A 19,484-nucleotide genomic window follows, 5' to 3' on the forward strand; every position below is an offset into this window, starting at 1 on the left:
TGAAAACGCGATGAAAAGAAAACTTTCCTGGATTTGTGCAGTGGCTGTGGGGATGAGCGCTATACCCTCCCTGATGACGTATGCGGCACCCGGTAACCCGGCGGCGCAAGCGGCCCCCACCGTGCCTGCCGTCGCGCCTGCGACACAGCCGGTCGCGACGCCTGCGCCGACACAATCGGAAACGCTGGTCCCTACCACCCCGACAGAGGGACAAACGCAACCGGCACCCCCGACCGGAAGCCATGCCACAGGGCAGGTGACGCCGGCCGTGACGCTTTCAAATGCGCCATCGCGCGAGGTCAAGCTGACGTTTGCTGAGATTGCGCCGCCGCCAGGCAGTATGGTGCTGCGCGGTGTCAACCCGAACAATGGCATTGAGTTCGGCACGCGCAGCGATGAAGTGGTGTCGAAAGCGCTGCTCAATCTCGAATATACCCCATCACCGTCACTGCTGCCGGTCCAGTCGCAGCTAAAGGTCTACCTGAATGACGAACTGATGGGCGTGCTGCCGGTCACCAAAGAACAACTGGGTAAAAAGACCTTTGCGCAGGTGCCCATCGACCCGCTTTACATTACCGACTTCAACCGTGTGCGGCTGGAGTTTGTCGGTCACTATCGCGATGTCTGTGAAAACCCGGCCAGCACGACGCTGTGGATGGATATTGGCCGCAGTAGCTCGCTGGAACTTTCTTACCAGACGCTGGCCGTGCAAAACGACCTGTCGCACTTCCCGATCCCGTTCTTCGACCCGCGTGACACCCGTCCGTTAACGCTGCCGATGGTCTTCGCCGGTGCGCCGGATCTGGCTGAGCAGCAGGCGGCGGCGGTCATTGCCTCCTGGTTTGGTTCGCGTACCGGCTGGCGGGGGCAGAATTTCCCGGTCATGTACAACGGTCTGCCGGATCGTAATGCGATTATTTTCGCCACCAACGACAAGCGTCCGGATTTCCTGCGTGACGCACCGGCGGTGAACGCCCCAACCATCACCATGATGAGCCACCCGAACAATCCTTATGTGAAATTACTGGTGGTATTTGGGCGCGATGACAAAGACCTGTTACAGGCGGCAAAAGGTATCGCTCAGGGGAACGTGTTGTTCCGTGGCAGCAGTGTCACCGTTGATGAAGTGAAACCACTGCTGGCGCGTAAACCCTATGATGCGCCGAACTGGATACGCACTGACCGCGCGGTCACCTTTGGTGAACTGAAAACCTATGAAGAGCAGTTGCAGTCCACGGGCCTGCAACCGGCGTCGATCAATGTCGCGTTGAACCTGCCGCCGGATCTCTATCTCTTGCGCAGCAACGGTATCGATATGCACCTGAACTATCGTTATACCGCGCCGCCGACCAAAGACAATTCGCGCATGGATATCAGCCTGAACAACCAGTTCCTGCAATATTTCAGTCTGGTCAGTAATCAGGATACCAACCGACTACTGCTGCGCCTGCCGGTGTTACAGGGGCTGCTGGATGGTAAAACCGATGTTTCTATTCCGGCGCTGAAACTGGGGGCGGTGAACCAACTGCGCTTTGACTTCCAGTATATGAATCCCATGCCGGGGGGCACTATCGACAACTGCGTCACCTTCCAGCCGGTGCAAAACCGTGTGGTGATTGGCGACGATTCCACCATCGACTTCTCGAAGTACTACCATTTCCTGGCGATGCCGGATCTGCGCGCGTTTGCCAATGCAGGCTTCCCGTTCACCCGAATGGCTGACCTGTCTGAAACCATTGTTGTGGTGCCGCCAACTCCGACGGAGGGGCAACTGACCACGCTGCTGGACTCGCTGGCTACCGTCGGTGCGCAAACGGGCTTCCCGGCCATTAACGTGACATTGACCAATGACGGTACGCAGATTCAGGGGAAAGACGCCGACATCATGATCATCGGCGCGCTCCCGGAAAAACTGAAAGACGACAAGCGTATCGACCTGCTGGTTCACGCGGCGCAAAGCTGGGTGAAAACGCCGCTGCGCCAGACGCCGTTCCCTGGCGTGACGCCTGATGATGTTGATCGTCAGGCGGATGCGCAGACCTCGGTGTCGTCCAGCGGCCCGATGGCGGCCATTATCGGCTTCCAGTCGCCTTATAACGATCAGCGCAGCGTGGTGGCACTGCTGGCGGATAGCCCGCGCGGCTACGAGTTGTTAAACGATGCGATGAATGACAGCGGTAAACGTGCCTCGATTTTCGGCTCCGTGTCGGTGATTCGTGAATCGGGGGTGAACGGTCTGCGTGTGGGTGACATCTACTACGTGGGGCATCTGCCGTGGTTCGAACGTATCTGGTATGCGCTGGCGAACCATCCGGTACTGCTGGCGATTCTGGCCGCGGTGAGCGTGGTATTGCTGGCATGGGTGCTGTGGCGTCTGCTGCGTATTATTAGCCGTCGTCGTCTCGACCCGGATCACGAGTAAGCGGTGATGAAAGCGCTACGCTGGATGGTCATGGCGGCGCTTATGCTGGCGGCGGCGCAGGTAAGCGCCGCCTGTAACTGGCCCGCATGGGAGCGCTTTAAACAGGACTATATTAGCGATGGCGGACGCGTCATTGACCCAAGTGATGCCCGCCAGATAACCACCTCCGAAGGGCAAAGCTATGCCCTGTTCTTTGCCCTTGCGGCGAACGATCGCGATGCCTTTAAAACGGTGCTGAGCTGGACGCAAAATAACCTGGCGGAAGGGGATTTAAGCGCGCGGCTTCCCGCATGGCTGTGGGGGCGGAAAAACGAAACCGAATGGACGGTACTGGATACCAACTCCGCGTCGGATGCGGATATCTGGATTGCCTGGTCTCTGCTGGAAGCCGGACGGCTGTGGAACATGCCGGACTATACCGGGATCGGAAAAGCGCTGCTCTCGCGCATTGCCAAAGAAGAGGTGACCACGGTACCCGGCCTTGGCTCCATGCTGCTTCCCGGCAAGATCGGGTTTGCTGATAACGATACCTGGCGCTTCAACCCCGGCTATCTGCCGCCCCAACTGGCCCAGTACTTTACCCGTTATGGCGCGCCCTGGACGACGCTACGGGAGACCAACCTGCGGTTAATTATGGAAAGCGCGCCGAAAGGGTTCTCCCCTGACTGGGTGAGTTATCAGAAAAATAAGGGCTGGCAGCTTACCGCCGATAAGCCGGTTATCGGGGGTTACGATGCGATTCGCGTGTATGCATGGGTAGGCATGATGCATGACAGCGACCCGCAAAAGGCGCGTATGCTGGCGCGCCTCAAACCCATGGAAACCATGACGGCGAAACAGGGTGTGCCGCCAGAAAGAGTCAACGTGGCGACCGGCAAGGTACAGGGTAATAGCCCTGTGGGTTTCTCGGCGGCACTCCTGCCGTTTTTACAGGATCGTGATGCTCAGGCGGCGCAGCGTCAGCGGGTGGCGGATCGCTTCCCCGGCAAAGACGCGTATTACAGTTATGTTCTGACCCTTTTCGGACAAGGTTGGGACGAGCATCGTTTCCGCTTCACCCCTCGCGGTGAGTTACAACCTGACTGGGGCCAGCAATGCGCAAGCTCACATTAAGTTTATTGTCTTTCACGCTCGGCATCTCAGTGATGCCTTTCGCGCAGGCGGCACCGGGCGCGCAACAACAACTGCTTGAACAGGTACGCCTGGGCGAAACCACCAAACGTGAAGATTTGGTTCGCCAGTCGTTATACCGCCTTGAGTTAATGGCCCCCGACGACCCGGACGTGATTGCCGCGCGTCTGCGCTATCTGCTGCGTCAGGGTGATAATGCCGGAGCGCAAAAGCAGATGGCGCGGCTGAACGCTCTCGCACCAAACGCCAGCGCGACCAAAGCGTCGCGTATCACGATGGCGCTGTCGACACCCGAAGGGCGACAGGCCTTGCAGGAAGCGCGTTTACAGGCGGCCACGGGGCATCCGCAGGAGGCCGTTGCCGCTTACGAGAAGATGTTTAACGGCAGTGCGCCAGCAGGCGATCTGGCGGCGGAATACTGGATTCAGGTGGCGAAAGTCCCGGCGCGACACAACGAAGCCATTACTCAGTTGAAAGCCCTTAATGCCAGCAATCCGGGAAATGCCGATTTGCAAATTACGCTGGCACGGCTGTTGATCGCCGACGGGCGCAACGAAGAAGGCTATGCCGTTCTTGAGCAAATGGCGAAAAACAACACCGGGCGCGATGCCGCAGCCAACCTCTGGTATCAGCAGATTCAGGGCATGGCCGTCAGCGAAAAAAGCGTGGCGGCTCTCAAGCGTTTCCTGAGCGTGTTTAGTGAAGGGGATACGGTTGTGACGGCGCGCCAGCAGCTTGATGCACAACAGAAACAGTTGGCTGACCCGGCATTTCGGGAGCGTGCCAGCGGGCTGGCGGCCGTGGAAGCGGGCAAGGGCGGCACGGCGATTGGCGCATTGCAGGATGCCGTAAGCAAAAATCATCAGGACAGCGAAGCCGTCGGAGCGCTGGGGCAGGCCTATTCCCAGAAAGGCGATCGTGCCCGGGCGGTGGCGCAGTTTGAGCGGGCCATCGCCCTCGATCCCAATAGCGATAATCGCGGCAAATGGGACAGCCTGCTCAAGGTGAACCGTTACTGGTTGCTGATCCAACAAGGCGATGCGCAACTGGCGGCGAAAAATCCTGCCCAGGCGGAACGCCTCTACCAGCAGGCGCGTGCGATTGATAATACCGACAGCTACGCGGTGCTGGGGCTGGGCGATGCGGCAATGGCCCGCAAGGATACCGCCGCCGCCGAGCGTTTCTATTACCAGGCACTGCGTATGGATAGCGGCAACAGCAACGCGGTACGCGGTCTGGCGAATATTTACCGCGCGCAGTCGCCGGAAAAAGCCGATGCCTTTATTCAGTCACTGAGCGCCAGCCAGCGGCGCAGCATTAACGATATTGAACGCAGCCTGACCAACGACCGACTCGCGCAAGAGGCGGAGCGGCTGGAAAATCAGGGCAACTGGGCGCAGGCCGCCGTATTGCAAAAGCGCCGTCTGGCGCTGGACCCGGATAGTGTGTGGGTGACCTACCGTCTGGCCAGTGATTTGCGCTCCGCCGGCCAACAGATTGAAGCCGACGCGCAGATGCGCGCGCTGGCGCGCAATAAACCCACAGACCCTGAGCAGGTTTACGCTTACGGCCTCTATCTTTCCGGCAATAACCAGGAGAGCGCGGCGCTGGCGCACCTCAACACGCTGTCGCGCGACAAGTGGAACAGCAATATTCAGGAACTCTCCGACAGGCTGGAAGCCAATCAACGCCTGGCGCGGGCTAATCAATTGCGCGATGCGGGCCATGAGGCGGAGGCAATCGCTTTTCTTCAACAGCAGCCTGCGTCGACACGTATTGATTTGACGCTTGCCGACTGGGCGCAACAGCGGGGCGATAATCCCACGGCGATATCGACCTATCAGCGCGTGTTGAATCGCGAGCCGACCAATGAAGATGCGGTACTGGGGCTGGCAGAAATTTATGCCGCCGACGGCAACCGCATGGCTTCGCGTGAAATGCTGGCCAAATTACCGGCCGCCACCCCGACTGCGCCACGGACGATCAATACCCAACGCCGGGTGGCAATGGTGCAGGCGGCGGTGGGCGATAATGATGCCGCCCGTCAGACTTTCAGCGAGATTGTGCCGCAAGCGAAGGGGCTACCGCCTTCGATGGAAAGCGCGCTGGTGCTGCGTGATGCGGCGCGTTTCCAGGTGCTGGAGGGGCAACCGCAGGCGGCGCTGGAAACCTATAAAGACGCGATGGTTGCATCGGGCGTGGCGGCAACCCGTCCCACCAGCAATGACGAATTCACCTATAAAACCCGTAACAATGAGAAAGATGACTGGCTGAAACGCGGCGTGCGCAGCGATGCCGCAGAACTTTATCGTCAGCAGGATGTGAATGTCACGCTGGAGCATAACTACTGGGGGTCGAGCGGCACGGGCGGCTACTCTGATTTAAAAGCCCACACCACTATGCTGCAGGCCGATGCGCCGCTGGCTGACGGCAGGATGTTCTTTCGTACCGATATGGTGAATATGGATGCCGGAAAGTTCTCGCTTAAAGATGACGGGACATATTCGCCGCACTGGGGAACCTGTAATGAAGTGGCCTGTGAGGGCGGTGACCGCACCCAGACGGCTAACGGCGTGAGCGTTGCGGTAGGCTGGCGCAATAAGACCTGGGATATGGATATTGGCACCACGCCGATTGGTTTTAACGTGGTGGATATCGTCGGCGGCCTGAGCTACAGCAATGATATCGGGGCGATTGGCTACACGCTGAATGTGCATCGTCGTCCGATTTCCAGCTCCTTACTGGCGTTTGGCGGGCAGAAAGATAACGGCAATGGCGATCATCCCGGTACCACATGGGGCGGCGTGCGGGCGAACGGTGCCACCGCCAGCATGAGCTATGACCGTGGCGAGGCGCACGGCGTCTGGGCCTCTTTAGGCACCGATCAGTTGACCGGGAAAAATGTGGCTGACAACTGGCGAGTGCGATGGATGGCGGGGTATTACTACAAGCTTATCAATGAGAATAACCGCCGTCTGACCATTGGCCTTAATAATATGATTTGGCACTACGACAAAGATCTGAGCCACTACACCCTGGGGCAAGGGGGCTATTATAGCCCGCAAGAATATTTGTCATTTTCGGTGCCCGTGACCTGGCGTCAACGTACGGAGAACTGGTCCTGGGAGTTGGGTGGGTCTGCCTCCTGGTCACATTCGCGTAAGAAAACGGAACGAAGCTATCCGTTACTGAATTTGATCCCGGCGGATTATCGTACCGACGCCAGAACCGCGCTGGAGGAAGGGAGTTCATCGAGCGGCGTGGGTTATACCGCCCAGGCGTTGGTTGAACGGCGTATTAACGCGAACTGGTCCGTTGGCCTTGGCGTGAATATTCAGCAGGCGAAAGATTACACGCCAAGCCAGGGAATGCTCTTTATCCGTTATTCCGCCGCAGGATGGCAGGGCGATATGGACATGCCGCCGCAGACGCTGACGCCATACGCTGACTGGTGATAATGAGGATAATTCCTGGGGGAAGCGTGGCGGGCAATATGGCCCGCCACATGAAATTTGTGCTTATTATTCCGTGTATTGCTGACGCTTTTTCCTCATAGCGTTGGCGCTGAGGCAATCTTGACGCCTCTTTATCTCAAACTGTCACGATAGGGTATACTCTGGCGGCGGAGTTGTATTTTATTGCCCTGCGCTTGTGTATCTCTGGAGAGTGATTTTGCGTGTCAGCCGTTCTTTAACGATTAAACAGATGACTGCGGTTTTTTCCGTGGCGATGGTGTTTATTTTCATTTTTTGCGTCATTTTGCTGTTTCATTTTGTGCAGCAGAATCGCTACAACACGGCTACGCAACTGGAAAGTATTGCCCGTTCGGTACGTGAACCGCTGTCCGAAGCCATATTAAAGGCCGATTTCCCGGAAGCGGAATCGGTACTTAAGCAAATTAAGCCTGCCGGGGTGGTTATCCGCGCGGATGTGGTGCTGCCCAATCAGTTTCAGGCGTTGCGCCTGCGATTTATTCCCGAGCGCCCGGTGCCTATGATGATCGCACGGGTGTTTGAACTGCCTATCCAGATTTCATTGCCCATTTACTCCCTGCAGCGCCCCGCCAATCCACAGCCGATTGCCTATCTGGTGCTCGAAGCGGACTCTTATCGCGTCTATAAATTCGTGATGAGCACCCTTTCAACGTTGGTAACTGCTTACTTACTTTTGACGTTGATTATGACGGTGGCGATCACCTGGTGTATTAACCGATTGATCGTCCATCCGCTGCGCAAAATCGCCCGCGAACTGAGCGATGTACCGCAGCAGGACCAGGTCGGGCACCAACTGGCGTTGCCGCGCCACCATCAGGATGATGAGATTGGCAGCCTGGTTCGCAGCTATAACCGTAATCAGCAAAACCTGTTGCGTCAGCATGATGAGCTGAACACCCAGTCGACCCTCTTCCCGGTATCGGAACTGCCAAACAAAGCTTTCCTGATGGCGCTGCTGGATCAGGTGGTGGCACGGCAGAAGACTACCGCGCTGATGTTTATCGCCTGTGAAACGTTGCAGGATACGGCGGGTGTGCTGAAAGAGTCACAGCGCGAGATGCTGCTATTGACGCTGGTGGAGAAGCTGAAATCTGTCATTTCACCGCGGATGGTGCTCGCCCAGGTCAGTGCCTATGACTTCGCCATTATCGCCCATGGGGTGAAAGAGCCATGGCACGCCATAACATTAGGTCAGCAAGTACTCACTGTTATTAATGAGCGCGTGCCCATTCACGGCATTCAGTTGCGCCCGAGTGCCAGCATCGGTGTGGCGATGTTCCATGGCGACCAGACCGCAGAACAGCTTTATCGACGTGCGGCTTCAGCGGCGTTTACATCGCGACGCAAAGGGAAAAATCAGATTCAATTCTTCGATCCAAAAGAGATGGAAGAGGCGCAAAAACGGCTGACGGAAGAGAGCAATATCCTGACCGCGCTTGAAAATCGCAAGTTTGCCATCTGGCTTCAGCCGCAGGTGGACCTCGCCACGAATGCGGTGGTGAGCGCCGAAACATTGCTGCGTATGGAGCAACCGGATGGCAGTTGGGAGCTGCCGGAAGGGTTAATCGAACGTATCGAGTCGTGCGGGCTAATGGTTACCGTGGGTTATTGGGTACTGGAAGAGTCGTGCCGTCTGTTGTCTGCCTGGCAAGAGCGCGGGCTGATGATGCCGCTGTCGGTGAATCTCTCGGCGTTGCAACTGATGCACCACGATATGGTGCCGGACATGCTGGAACTGCTCAATCGCTATCGAATTAAACCCAACACCTTGATTCTTGAAGTGACTGAGAGCCGTCGCATTGATGACCCACAGGCGGCGGTGACCATTCTGCGCCCGCTGCGGAATGCGGGGGTGCGTATTGCGCTGGACGATTTCGGCATGGGCTATGCCGGGTTACGTCAATTACACCATATGAAGTCACTGCCGGTAGATGTACTTAAAATCGACAAAATTTTTGTTGAAGGCTTGCCCGACGACAGCAGCATGGTGGCGTCGATTATCCACATGGCGCGAAGCCTGGATTTACACATTATCGCCGAAGGGGTCGAAACCGAAGCGCAGCGCGAATGGCTGCAAAATGCGGGTGTGGAAATCGTACAGGGATTTTTGTTTGATCGCGCCATGACGCCGGAAGCATTTGAAGCGCGTTATTTTTCGATGCCAGACAATGCTGAAAATGGTTGAAATGTTGCTGGCTTGTACGAGTCAGCTCTAACTTTTTAACATCATTGTTTCAAATTTGATGTGAGTATATTTCTGTCATGTTTTCTGGGTGTTATTTTTAACCCGCAGGCGCGAGAAATCCCCAAAAAGCCTGTGGTTTATACCTCAAGGACACCCTATGAAAACCTCTCTGTTTAAAAGTCTGTATTTCCAGGTACTGACGGCAATCGCTATCGGTATTTTGCTCGGCCATTTCTACCCGGAACTGGGCGCGCAAATGAAACCGCTTGGTGATGCCTTCGTTAAGCTGATTAAAATGATTATCGCCCCTGTCATCTTCTGTACGGTAGTGACAGGTATCGCCGGTATGGAAAGCATGAAGGCGGTAGGCCGCACAGGTGCGGTGGCGTTGCTCTATTTTGAAGTGGTCAGTACGCTGGCACTGATTATCGGCCTGATTATCGTCAACGTAGTGCAGCCCGGTGCGGGGATGAATGTTGACCCCTCAACGCTGGATGCTAAAGCGGTTGCGGTGTATGCAGAACAGGCCAAAGAGCAGGGTATCGTCGCCTTCCTCATGGACGTTATCCCGGGCAGTGTGATTGGCGCGTTTGCCAGCGGCAACATTTTGCAGGTGCTGCTGTTTGCCGTGCTGTTTGGTTTCGCGCTGCACCGTCTGGGCAACAAGGGCCAGCTAATTTTCAACGTGATTGAAAGTTTCTCGCAGGTCATTTTCGGCATCATCAACTTTATTATGCGTCTTGCACCGATTGGTGCGTTTGGCGCGATGGCCTTTACCATCGGTAAGTACGGTGTTGGCACGCTGATCCAGTTGGGGCAGCTCATTATCTGCTTCTATATCACCTGTATTCTGTTCGTGGTGGTGGTGCTGGGTTCGATTGCCCGCGCAACGGGCTTTAACATTTTCAAATTTATCCGTTACATCCGCGAAGAACTGCTGATCGTGCTGGGGACCTCTTCGTCCGAGTCTGCGCTGCCGCGTATGCTTGAGAAGATGGAACGCCTCGGTTGTCGCAAGTCCGTCGTGGGGCTGGTTATCCCTACCGGCTACTCGTTTAACCTCGACGGAACCTCTATTTACCTGACGATGGCGGCCGTCTTTATCGCCCAGGCCACCAACAGCCATATGGATATTTTCCATCAGATAACCTTGCTGGTGGTCCTGTTGCTCTCGTCAAAAGGCGCAGCGGGGGTGACCGGGAGCGGTTTTATCGTACTGGCGGCAACCATTTCCGCGGTGGGCCATTTACCGGTAGCAGGGCTGGCGCTGATTCTGGGTATCGACCGCTTTATGTCAGAAGCGCGTGCGCTGACTAACCTGGTCGGTAATGGCGTGGCGACCGTGGTCGTGGCGAAATGGGTAAAAGAGCTCGATCAGAAAAAGCTAACGGATACGCTGAATAATCGTGCATCAAGCAGCAAAACCGGCGAAATTTCCTCTTAATTTCGCTACTTAGCCCCGTAGTCCTTGTCGGGCTACGGGTGCCTGCGCATAATTACCCCCTGGCCCGTCACAATTCAGAACGAATTGCCCGGGATTTTTCACTTCGCTGTGTGACATTTTGCGATTCGTGAGGTCTAACAGCGAAGTGTTAAAGTATCTTTAGCCTCCAGACATGTCGGGGCTGACTTTTTAACCAGGAACGTTGATCAGGGGTTCTCATGCAGGGCACAAAAATTCGATTGTTAACAGGCGGTTTGCTCATGATGGCAGCTGTCGGTTATGTGCAGGCAGATGCGCTCCAGCCCGACCCGGCCTGGCAACAGGGGACACTGGCAAATGGTTTGCAATGGCAAGTCCTGGCCACACCACAACGCCCCAGCGATCGCATCGAAGTACGTCTGTCTATTAATACCGGTTCGCTCACCGAGAGTACGCAACAGAGCGGCTTTAGCCATTTTCTTCCACGTATTGCGCTGACCCAAAGCGGTAGCCTGCAACCTGCACAGGTACGTTCACTGTGGCAGCAGGGTATCGACCCGAAGCGTCCGTTACCTCCCGCGCTGGTCTCGTATGAATACACGATGTTCAATCTGAGCCTGCCGAATAACCGCAACGATTTGCTCAAAGAAGCGCTGGTCTGGCTGTCAGACAGCACCGGGCGCCTCACCATTACGCCAGAAACGATTAACCATGCGCTGGCGAGCGAAGATATGGTGGCGACCTGGCCGGGTAACACCAAAGACAACTGGTGGCGCTATCGCCTGAAAGGGTCGTCATTGCTCGGCCATGATCCGGCTGAAACGCTCAAACAACCGCTGGATGCGAAACAGCTCCAGGCCTTCCATCAGAAATGGTACACCCCGGACGCGATGACGCTGATTGTGGTGGGTAACGTTGATAGCCGCGCGGTTGCCGAGCAGATTAACAAAGCGTTTGGCGATCTTAAAGGCAAGCGCGAAACACCGGCCCCGGTGCCAACCTTATCGCCACTACCGCGTCAGCCAGTAAGTATCATGACGGATTCTGTGCGTCAGGATCGTCTTTCCATCATGTGGGATACCGCCTGGCAGCCGATTCGTGAATCTGCGGCCTTGCAACGCTACTGGCGTGCTGATTTAGCCCGCGAGGCGCTGTTCTGGCACGTGCAGCAGTATCTGGCGAAGACCAACGTGAAAGACATTGGTCTGAGCTTCGACTGTCGGGTGTTGTTCCAGCGTGCGCAGTGTGCCATCAATCTTGACTCGCCAAACGATAGGCTCAACAGCAATCTGGATATCGTGGCCCGCGAGCTGGCGAAAGTGCGCGATCGCGGCCTGCCGCAAGAAGAGTTTGATGCGCTGGTGGCGCAAAAAAATCTTGAGCTTCAGAAGCTGTTTGCCACTTATGCCCGCACGGATACCGACATCCTGATTAGCCAGCGGATGCGTTCGCTGCAAAACCAGGTGGTGGATATCGCGCCCGAGCAGTACCAAAAATTGCGCCAGAACTTCCTGAGTAGCCTGACGAAAGAAATGCTGAATCAGGATTTACGTCAGCAGCTTTCGCAGGATATGGCGTTGGTATTGCTGCAGCCGAAAGGCGAGCCGGAGTACAACATGAAGGATCTGCAGGCGAGCTGGGAAGAGTTGATGTCTTCTGGTGAGCAGAATGCCGCGCCAGCCAACGTGGATGATGCCCATCAGGATGTGTCGGATATTCCGCCGCAGCAGTAAGCGTTGTGGGTGTTCCCGGATGGCGGCGCAAGCGCCTGATCCGGGCTACCAAACGTTCAGACCGCACGAAATAGTCCCCTCTCCCTGTGGGCTGAGGAATCCCCACAAAAATGCGAGCACGATCGGTCCCCTCTCCACTTTGGGGAGAGGGTTAGGGTGAGGGGAAAAAGACCTGCCCCGGACAGGAGGCAGGGAAAATCCTTAGTTCGGCATGGCGTCGCGTGGAATGATCGCGCCACGGTATTGAATTACCGTGCTGGCCGTTAAGTGGCCGCGTCTGGCAGCAGCTTCGGCATCGCCACCGGTCAGGCGCACGGCCAGATACCCGGCGCTGAATGAATCACCCGCTGCGGTAGTATCCACCACTTTCTCTTTTGGCAATTTCACCGCTGGCACTTCTTTCAGGGCTTCCCCCTGGATTGCGACCAGGCAGGAGTCCGCACCGCGTTTAATCACCACCTCTTTTACGCCCGCCTGCTGAGTGCGTGCGATAACGTCTTCCACCGGCTGTGCGCCCCACAGCAGATCTTCGTCATCGAGCGTCAGGAACGCGATGTCAGTACAGGCGAGCATTTGCTGATAGACCTGACGGGTCTCTTCTTTGCTGGCCCACAAACGCGGACGGTAGTTGTTATCGAAAATCACCTGACCGCCGTTTGCGCGACATTCCTGCAGCAGTGACAGCAGCTTAGTACGGCTTGCCGGGCTTAAAATCGCCAGGCTGATACCGCTGAGATACAAATAATTAAAGGTCGCCAGCTCTTCACAAATGGCGGCAGACTGCTCGCTTTCCAGCCAAAATTTTGCCGCGGCTTCGTTACGCCAGTAGTAAAAGGTGCGCTCGCCGGTGTCATCGGTCTCGATGTAATACAGGCCGGGCAGTCGATTTTCCATGCGCTGAGTCAGGGTGGTATCGACGTTTTCTGCCTGCCAGGATTCCAGCATCTGTTGGCTGAAACTGTCGGTACCCAGCGCAGTAACGTAATGCACGGATAACGCCGCAGCGTCTACCTGACGAGCGATGTAAACCGACGTATTGAGTGTGTCGCCACCGAAACCGCGATTCACTTCCGCGCCTTTTTGTGACAGTTCAATCATGCATTCGCCGATGACGGCAATTTTCTTTGACATAGTCCGGAACCTGAATCAGATGAATTAACGGTAGTGTGCGTTGTGCGCGTTTCGTGGTCAACTATATTAAAACGACGTTCCATTATTTTTTTGACACAGAACGTATTCTCTGCTGATTCCGCAAAGTGCTTTTTCATTTTGCGTGGGTCATGAAGGTAAAGTTCTCACCTCAGGGGCCGATAACCCAATGACGAGAGCTCCGGGGCTACTCATTTTCAACAGGAAGAAGAAATGAAGTTAAAGCAGGTTATCCAGCGGCTGAACTACTCCGAGGCGAGCATAGAAAGCCTACAGGAACGTCGTTTTTGGCTGCAGTGTGAGCGTGCTTATACTTATCAGCCAATTTACAAAACTGATGGTCGCCTGATGGCGGTTGAGGTGCTGACCATTGTGACGCATCCGAGCCAGCCCGATCAGCGCATCCCACCGGACCGCTATTTTTCCGAGGTCGCGGTGCGTCATCGTGTCGACGTGGTACACGAACAGATCGCTCTGCTGGCCAAACAGAAAGACTTTTTCGAGCAGCACGGCGTGCTGGCATCCGTAAATGTCGATGGGCCCACGCTGATAGCCATGCGCTCGAATAAAGCATTAAAAGCCCTCATCGACACCGTGCCGTGGATCCGTTTTGAACTGGTGGAACATATCCGCCTGCCGCAAGACTCCACGTTCGCCACGATCAGTGAAATGGGACCGCTGTGGCTGGATGATTTTGGTACCGGAATGGCCAACTTCTCGGCGCTTAGCGAAATGCATTATGACTACATCAAAGTGTCGCGCGACCTGTTTATTATGCTGCGCAAGACGCCCGAAGGACGCAACCTGTTCGCGCTGCTCATTCAGTTAATGAATCGCTACTGCCAGGGGGTGATTGTTGAAGGTGTTGAAACCCTCGACGAGTGGCGTGATGTTCAGAATTCTCCGGCTTTTGCCGCACAAGGCTACTTCCTTTCGCGCCCGGTTCCACTGAATACGCTGGAAAACGTACTGCTGGAGCTCTGATCGCAGGGCACCCCTTTCTGCCAGCCTCGGCTATCTTTATGACAGGCAAGGCAATAAAGAAAGGGTGCCCGCATGACAAAAACAAGCAAAGCGATTATTGCTGTCACTGGAACACTGGTTTTATTGATTGTGGTGGCCATTATTATCATTGCCACCTTTGACTGGAACCGTCTCAAACCGACCATTAATCAGAAAGTCTCTACCGAACTTAATCGCCCCTTTGCGATTCGCGGTGATTTGGGCGTGGTGTGGGAGCGACAAAAAGAGGAGACGGGCTGGCGTAGCTGGATACCCTGGCCGCACATTCATGCCGACGATATTGTCCTCGGTAACCCACCTGAGATCCCCGAAGTCACCATGGTGCACCTGCCGCGCGTCGAAGCCACTCTCGCACCGCTGGCGCTATTAACGAAAACCGTTTACCTGCCGTGGATCAAACTGCAAAAGCCGGATGCGCGCCTGATCCGCCTGTCTGAAAAGAACAACAACTGGACCTTTAAGCTCGCCAGTGCAGAAAACAACGATCCCAATGCGCAGCCTTCCGGCTGGTCGTTCCGCCTGGATAATATTCTCTTCGATCAAGGGCGTATCGCTGTTAACGACAAGGTGAGCAAAGCGGATATCGAGATCCTCGTCGATCCGTTAGGCAAACCGCTCCCTTTCAATGAAGTCACGGGCAACAGTAAAGATAAAACGCGCGTGGCAGATTATGTTTTCGGGCTGAAAGCCCAGGGGCGTTATAACGGCCAACCGCTGACAGGCACGGGGAAAATCGGTGGCATGCTGGCGCTACGCAGCGAAGACACGCCTTTCCCGGTACAGGCAGATTTCCGTTCCGGCAACACCCGTGTGGCCTTTGTCGGCAAGGTTAACGACCCGATGAAAATGGGCGGCGTCGACCTCCAGTTGAAATTCGCTGGCGATACCCTGGGGGATCTCTACGAACTGACAGGCGTGCTGCTGCCGGATACCCCGCCGTTTGAAACGGATGGTCATCTGGTGGCGAAGATAGATAGCGAAAAAAGCAGTGTCTATGATTATCGCGATTTTAACGGGCGTATCGGCGAAAGCGACATACATGGCTCACTCACCTATACCACCGGTAAACCACGCCCGAAACTGGAAGGCGATTTGGAGTCTCGTCAGCTTCGTCTGGCCGACCTTGGCCCCTTGATCGGCGTGGACTCCGGTAAAGGGGGAGATAAAGCGAAACAGGCAGAGCAGAAGAAGGGTGAAAAAAATATCCAGCCTGCCGGGAAGGTGTTGCCTTACGATCGCTTTGAAACCGACAAATGGAACACGATGGATGCCGACGTGCGTTTTAAAGGGAAGCGCATTGAGCATGGCAGCACATTGCCGATAAGCGACCTCACAACCCATATCATTTTACAGAATGCGGATCTGAAACTGCAGCCGTTGAAATTCGGCTTAGCGGGCGGGACGATCTCATCCAATATTCGCCTTGAAGGGGATAAAAAGCCGATGCAGGGGCGTGCGGAAATCCAGGCGCGACGGTTAAAACTGAAACAACTGATGCCAAATGTCGAGCTGATGCAGAAAACCCTCGGTGAGATGAATGGCGATGCGGATTTCCGGGGGACAGGGAACTCCGTAGCGGCGCTGCTGGGCACCAGCAACGGTAACCTTAAGCTGTTGATGAATGACGGGCTTATCAGCCGTAATCTGATGGAGATTGCCGGGCTGAATGTGGGTAACTACGTTATCGGCAAGATCTTTGGCGACGATGAGGTGCGGGTGAACTGCGCGGCGGCGAATCTCGATCTGGTTAATGGCGTGGCGCGTCCGCAAATCTTCGCTTTTGATACCGAAAACGCGCTGGTGAATGTGACGGGTACGGCGAGTTTCGCCTCGGAGCAACTGGACCTGACCATTAACCCGGAAAGTAAAGGGGTGCGTATCGTTACGCTGCGTTCACCTTTGTATGTGCGCGGAACATTTAAGAATCCGCAGGCGGGGGTAAAACCGGGGCCGCTGATTGCCCGTGGTGCGGTGGCCGCAGCGCTGGCAACGCTGGTGACCCCTGCGGCTGCACTGCTGGCATTGATTTCGCCATCGGAAGGTGAAGCCAACCAGTGCCGGGCGATTCTGGCACAGATGAAAAAGTAAGAGATTGGTGCGGTGGTTGCCCCTCACCCTAACCCTCTCCCTCAAAGGGAGAGGGGACCGATCGAGTGAATGTCGGCGGAGTGCCAGGTTTTACCATGCCGTTGCAAAATCGTCGCCCGGATAAGGCGTTGACGCCGCATCCGGGAAAGAGGTAATGATCATTACAGCGACTGGTGTTTGGTCTCGTGAGTCAACAACAGCGCGGTCAGCGTCAGGGCTGCCATCGCCGCCAGATAAATCCCCACATACATCAGACCGTAGTTCGCCTGCAGCCAGGTGGCGATATAAGGCGCAACGGACGCCCCCAGTATTGATGACACGTTATACGAGAACGATGCACCGGTGTAGCGCACTTCGGTCGGGAACAGCTCCGGCAGCAGCGCACCCATCGGGCCAAAAGTCAGCCCCATCAGGCTCAGACCGATCAGCAGGTAAGCCATTACCAGCGCCGGGTTGCCGGAGCCTAACAGCGGCGGGAAGACGAACAGGGCAAACAGAATGATCAGTGTTGTAATGGCGATCATGCTTTTGCGACGGCCATATTTATCGGCCAGCAGCCCGGCAACCGGCACCATCACACCAAAACCAATAACCGCCATCATCAGCATCCACAGTACTTCGTTTCGCGGCATACCCAGCCCGCCAGGCGAGGTACTGAACGTCATGGAATAGACGGTCATGATGTAAAACAGCGTGTAGGTGGCCAACATGATGAAGGTGCCCAGCACGGTCACACGGACATGTTTGGTCAGCAGGGTGCCCAGCGGGATTTTCACCTGTTTTTTCGCGGCGGCGATTTTCGCAAATACCGGCGTTTCATGCAGAGACACGCGAACATACAGGCCAATCAACACCAGCACGGCGGAGAAGATAAACGGTACGCGCCAGCCCCAGCTCATAAACTGCTCGTCGGTCAGTAACCAGGAGAGCAGCAGGAAGGTGCCGTTCGCAAAGAAGAAACCAATCGGCGCGCCCAGTTGTGGGAAAGAGCCATACAACGCGCGTTTGCGTGGCGGTGCGTTTTCGGTCGCCAGAAGCGCCGCGCCGCCCCATTCACCACCCAGCCCCAGACCCTGGCCAAAACGTGCCAGCGCCAGCAGCAACGGAGCCATCACGCCGATGGTTTCATAGCCTGGCAGCAGGCCAATTAATACGGTGGAGATCCCCATCGTCAGCAACGACGCCACCAGGGTGACTTTACGCCCTACGCGGTCGCCGAAGTGACCAAACACGGCGGAACCAATTGGACGCGCGACGAAAGCAATCGCAAAGGTGGCGAGCGACTGCAACGTTGCGGCGGTCGGGTCACCCTGCGGGAAGAAGATATGCGGGAAAACGATAACCGCCGCAGTGGCATAGATATAGAAATCGAAGAACTCGATAGCGGTGCCAATCAGTGAAGCGATAACGACTTTACTGCGTGAGTTTACCGGCGTGATTTCCTGCTCGTTGTCTAAGGTTGTGGCTGTGGCTTGCATAAAATTTTCTTATTTTTTGGCGAACGAACGACCATATTAGCCACAGCAAAAGCGACATTTCAATCTGTAACAAAGTGCGGAAACGTACAAAAACCAGGCAAAAAGCGGATAATTTTCAGACCTGCGATTTCGCTTCTATGAAATGCTTCACATAATTTCAATAATAGAATTTAAAACTGGTTTTAGGTTAAATAAAAGTTACGGCTTGGATATTAATTCTGAAATGATGAATTGGGCTGAAATATTCAGCCCAGTTAGGGATTTAGCGGTGTGTTTTGCCTGGCATCCGTGGGTCGTCTTTGTAATGCGCAGTGGCAATCCAGGCGGCGCAAAACAGCGTCAGCCGGGCAAAGAAGTAGAAGAACGCCATCAAACCCAGTACAGAACCAAAGGCGGCGCCAGAAGGAGATTTCACCAGCGATGGCAGCATGTAGGTCATCACAATTTTGATCACCTCAAAGCCGATCGCCGCAATAAACGTACCGCGAATCAACGCCTTTTTCCGTGGACGGTGGCGCGGTAGCCGCCAGAAAATCCAGAAGAACAACAAGTAGTTGGCGAATATAGAGATCGCCAGACCAATCAGTCGCCATGCAGGTTTCAGCCACTCAATATTATCAAGATAGAGGGCGGAGATAATCATCTGCTGCGCCGAACCGGCAATCGAGGTGATGGAAAGTGTGACAATCAGCGCCACCAGCAGGCCAATCAGCGAAATAAAATCACGGAAGTACTTCACCCAGATTTTTTCCTGGTCCTGTGGGTTACGCTCCCAGACATCCCGCGACTGGGCGCGTATCGCCTCGCGCAGGTTGCCCATCCAGTTAACGCCGGAGTAAAGCGCAATCGCCAGCCCGACAATCCCCACCGTGGTACGCTGCTGCACGGCGGTATTGATGGTGCTTTTCAGGGTTGTCGCCAGCGTCGGGTCGCTGACGTTGGTCAGGATCTTATTGAAAATGTCCTGCAATAGCGTGGGATGTGAGGCCAGCACAAACCCGGCAGCGGCAAAGGAGACCATCAGGATGGGGATCATCGACAAAAATGAGAAATAGGTGATGGCCGCGCCAAACTGGTTTCCCATACGATCATTGAAGCGTTCAGTGGCGCGGATCAGGTGCGCAATCATTGGACGGCGCTGCACTTTTTTCGCCACCTGGGTGACCGTTTCCAGCGGTGAGGGCGCCTTGTTGTCACCCGCGCTGGGAGGGGTGTCTTTCGTTGATGTTCCCGATGTATCCATTTTTCTGACTGGCTCGTAATCCAGATCCTGGGTCGGACGTTTTTCGCTGTTTTCCGGCGTCATCAGGGCAATTTTCCTTCTTTTTAACTCGCAGTGAATAAAATTATAGACTGCG

The 19,484-nt window shown here is 55.4% G+C and carries 11 protein-coding genes; 8 read left to right on the plus strand and 3 right to left on the minus strand.

Translation table 11 applies throughout. The features are described from left to right. Positions 1-10 precede the first annotated feature (10 nt). The 6 genes from bcsB to ABIB59_RS18840 all read left to right on the plus strand — a co-directional run bounded on the left by bcsB (position 11) and on the right by ABIB59_RS18840 (position 12,388). A complete protein-coding gene (bcsB, locus tag ABIB59_RS18815; protein WP_052249308.1) occupies positions 11-2,422 on the plus strand; it encodes a cellulose biosynthesis cyclic di-GMP-binding regulatory protein BcsB in 2,412 nt (803 codons plus the stop codon). A gap of 6 nt (positions 2,423-2,428) precedes the next feature. Continuing rightward, entirely contained in the window at positions 2,429-3,535 is a 1,107-nt protein-coding gene (bcsZ, locus tag ABIB59_RS18820) for a cellulose synthase complex periplasmic endoglucanase BcsZ (protein ID WP_354036649.1), read from the plus strand. Beyond that, a complete protein-coding gene (gene bcsC, locus ABIB59_RS18825) occupies positions 3,517-7,008 on the plus strand; it encodes a cellulose synthase complex outer membrane protein BcsC (RefSeq protein WP_354036560.1) in 3,492 nt (1,163 codons plus the stop codon). The genes bcsZ and bcsC overlap by 19 nt, the downstream gene beginning before the upstream one ends. 217 nt (positions 7,009-7,225) lie before the next feature. Continuing rightward, positions 7,226-9,232: a biofilm formation regulator HmsP gene (hmsP, locus tag ABIB59_RS18830; RefSeq protein ID WP_039080222.1), complete on the plus strand. Its 2,007-nt coding sequence runs from the start codon at positions 7,226-7,228 to the stop codon at positions 9,230-9,232. A gap of 157 nt (positions 9,233-9,389) precedes the next feature. Continuing rightward, positions 9,390-10,676, plus strand: a complete 1,287-nt coding sequence (locus ABIB59_RS18835) for a dicarboxylate/amino acid:cation symporter (RefSeq protein WP_039080223.1) — start codon at positions 9,390-9,392, stop codon at positions 10,674-10,676. A 218-nt stretch (positions 10,677-10,894) separates the two neighbouring features. Beyond that, positions 10,895-12,388 (plus strand): M16 family metallopeptidase, encoded by a 1,494-nt coding sequence (locus ABIB59_RS18840; protein WP_039080224.1) that lies wholly within the window; start codon positions 10,895-10,897, stop codon positions 12,386-12,388. 201 nt (positions 12,389-12,589) lie between these two features. On the opposite strand, the gene kdgK is transcribed toward ABIB59_RS18840, so the two are convergent. Continuing rightward, the gene (gene kdgK, locus ABIB59_RS18845) at positions 12,590-13,519 is read right to left on the minus strand and encodes a 2-dehydro-3-deoxygluconokinase (RefSeq protein WP_335256590.1); all 930 of its coding nucleotides are present in this window, start codon (positions 13,517-13,519) and stop codon (positions 12,590-12,592) included. A gap of 231 nt (positions 13,520-13,750) precedes the next feature. Here kdgK and pdeH point away from each other — a divergent pair, with 231 nt between their 5' ends. Beyond that, positions 13,751-14,521, plus strand: a complete 771-nt coding sequence (gene pdeH / locus ABIB59_RS18850; protein WP_039080226.1) for a cyclic-guanylate-specific phosphodiesterase — start codon at positions 13,751-13,753, stop codon at positions 14,519-14,521. Positions 14,522-14,593: 72 nt separating this feature from the next. Continuing rightward, positions 14,594-16,648 carry an AsmA family protein gene (locus ABIB59_RS18855; protein WP_125123742.1) on the plus strand — a complete coding sequence of 685 codons (2,055 nt, stop codon included), beginning with the start codon at positions 14,594-14,596 and terminating at the stop codon, positions 16,646-16,648. A gap of 161 nt (positions 16,649-16,809) precedes the next feature. Here ABIB59_RS18855 and ABIB59_RS18860 read toward each other — a convergent pair whose 3' ends face one another. Together ABIB59_RS18860 and yhjD are read right to left on the minus strand one after the other, a co-directional pair. Then, positions 16,810-18,126: an MFS transporter gene (locus ABIB59_RS18860; protein ID WP_271849351.1), complete on the minus strand. Its 1,317-nt coding sequence runs from the start codon at positions 18,124-18,126 to the stop codon at positions 16,810-16,812. 262 nt (positions 18,127-18,388) lie between these two features. Then, the gene (gene yhjD, locus ABIB59_RS18865; RefSeq protein WP_039080229.1) at positions 18,389-19,432 is read right to left on the minus strand and encodes an inner membrane protein YhjD; all 1,044 of its coding nucleotides are present in this window, start codon (positions 19,430-19,432) and stop codon (positions 18,389-18,391) included. Positions 19,433-19,484: the final 52 nt, after the last annotated feature.

The organism is Citrobacter sp. UYEF32, from assembly GCF_040546205.1.
GTDB classification, from domain to species: domain Bacteria; phylum Pseudomonadota; class Gammaproteobacteria; order Enterobacterales; family Enterobacteriaceae; genus Phytobacter; species Phytobacter diazotrophicus.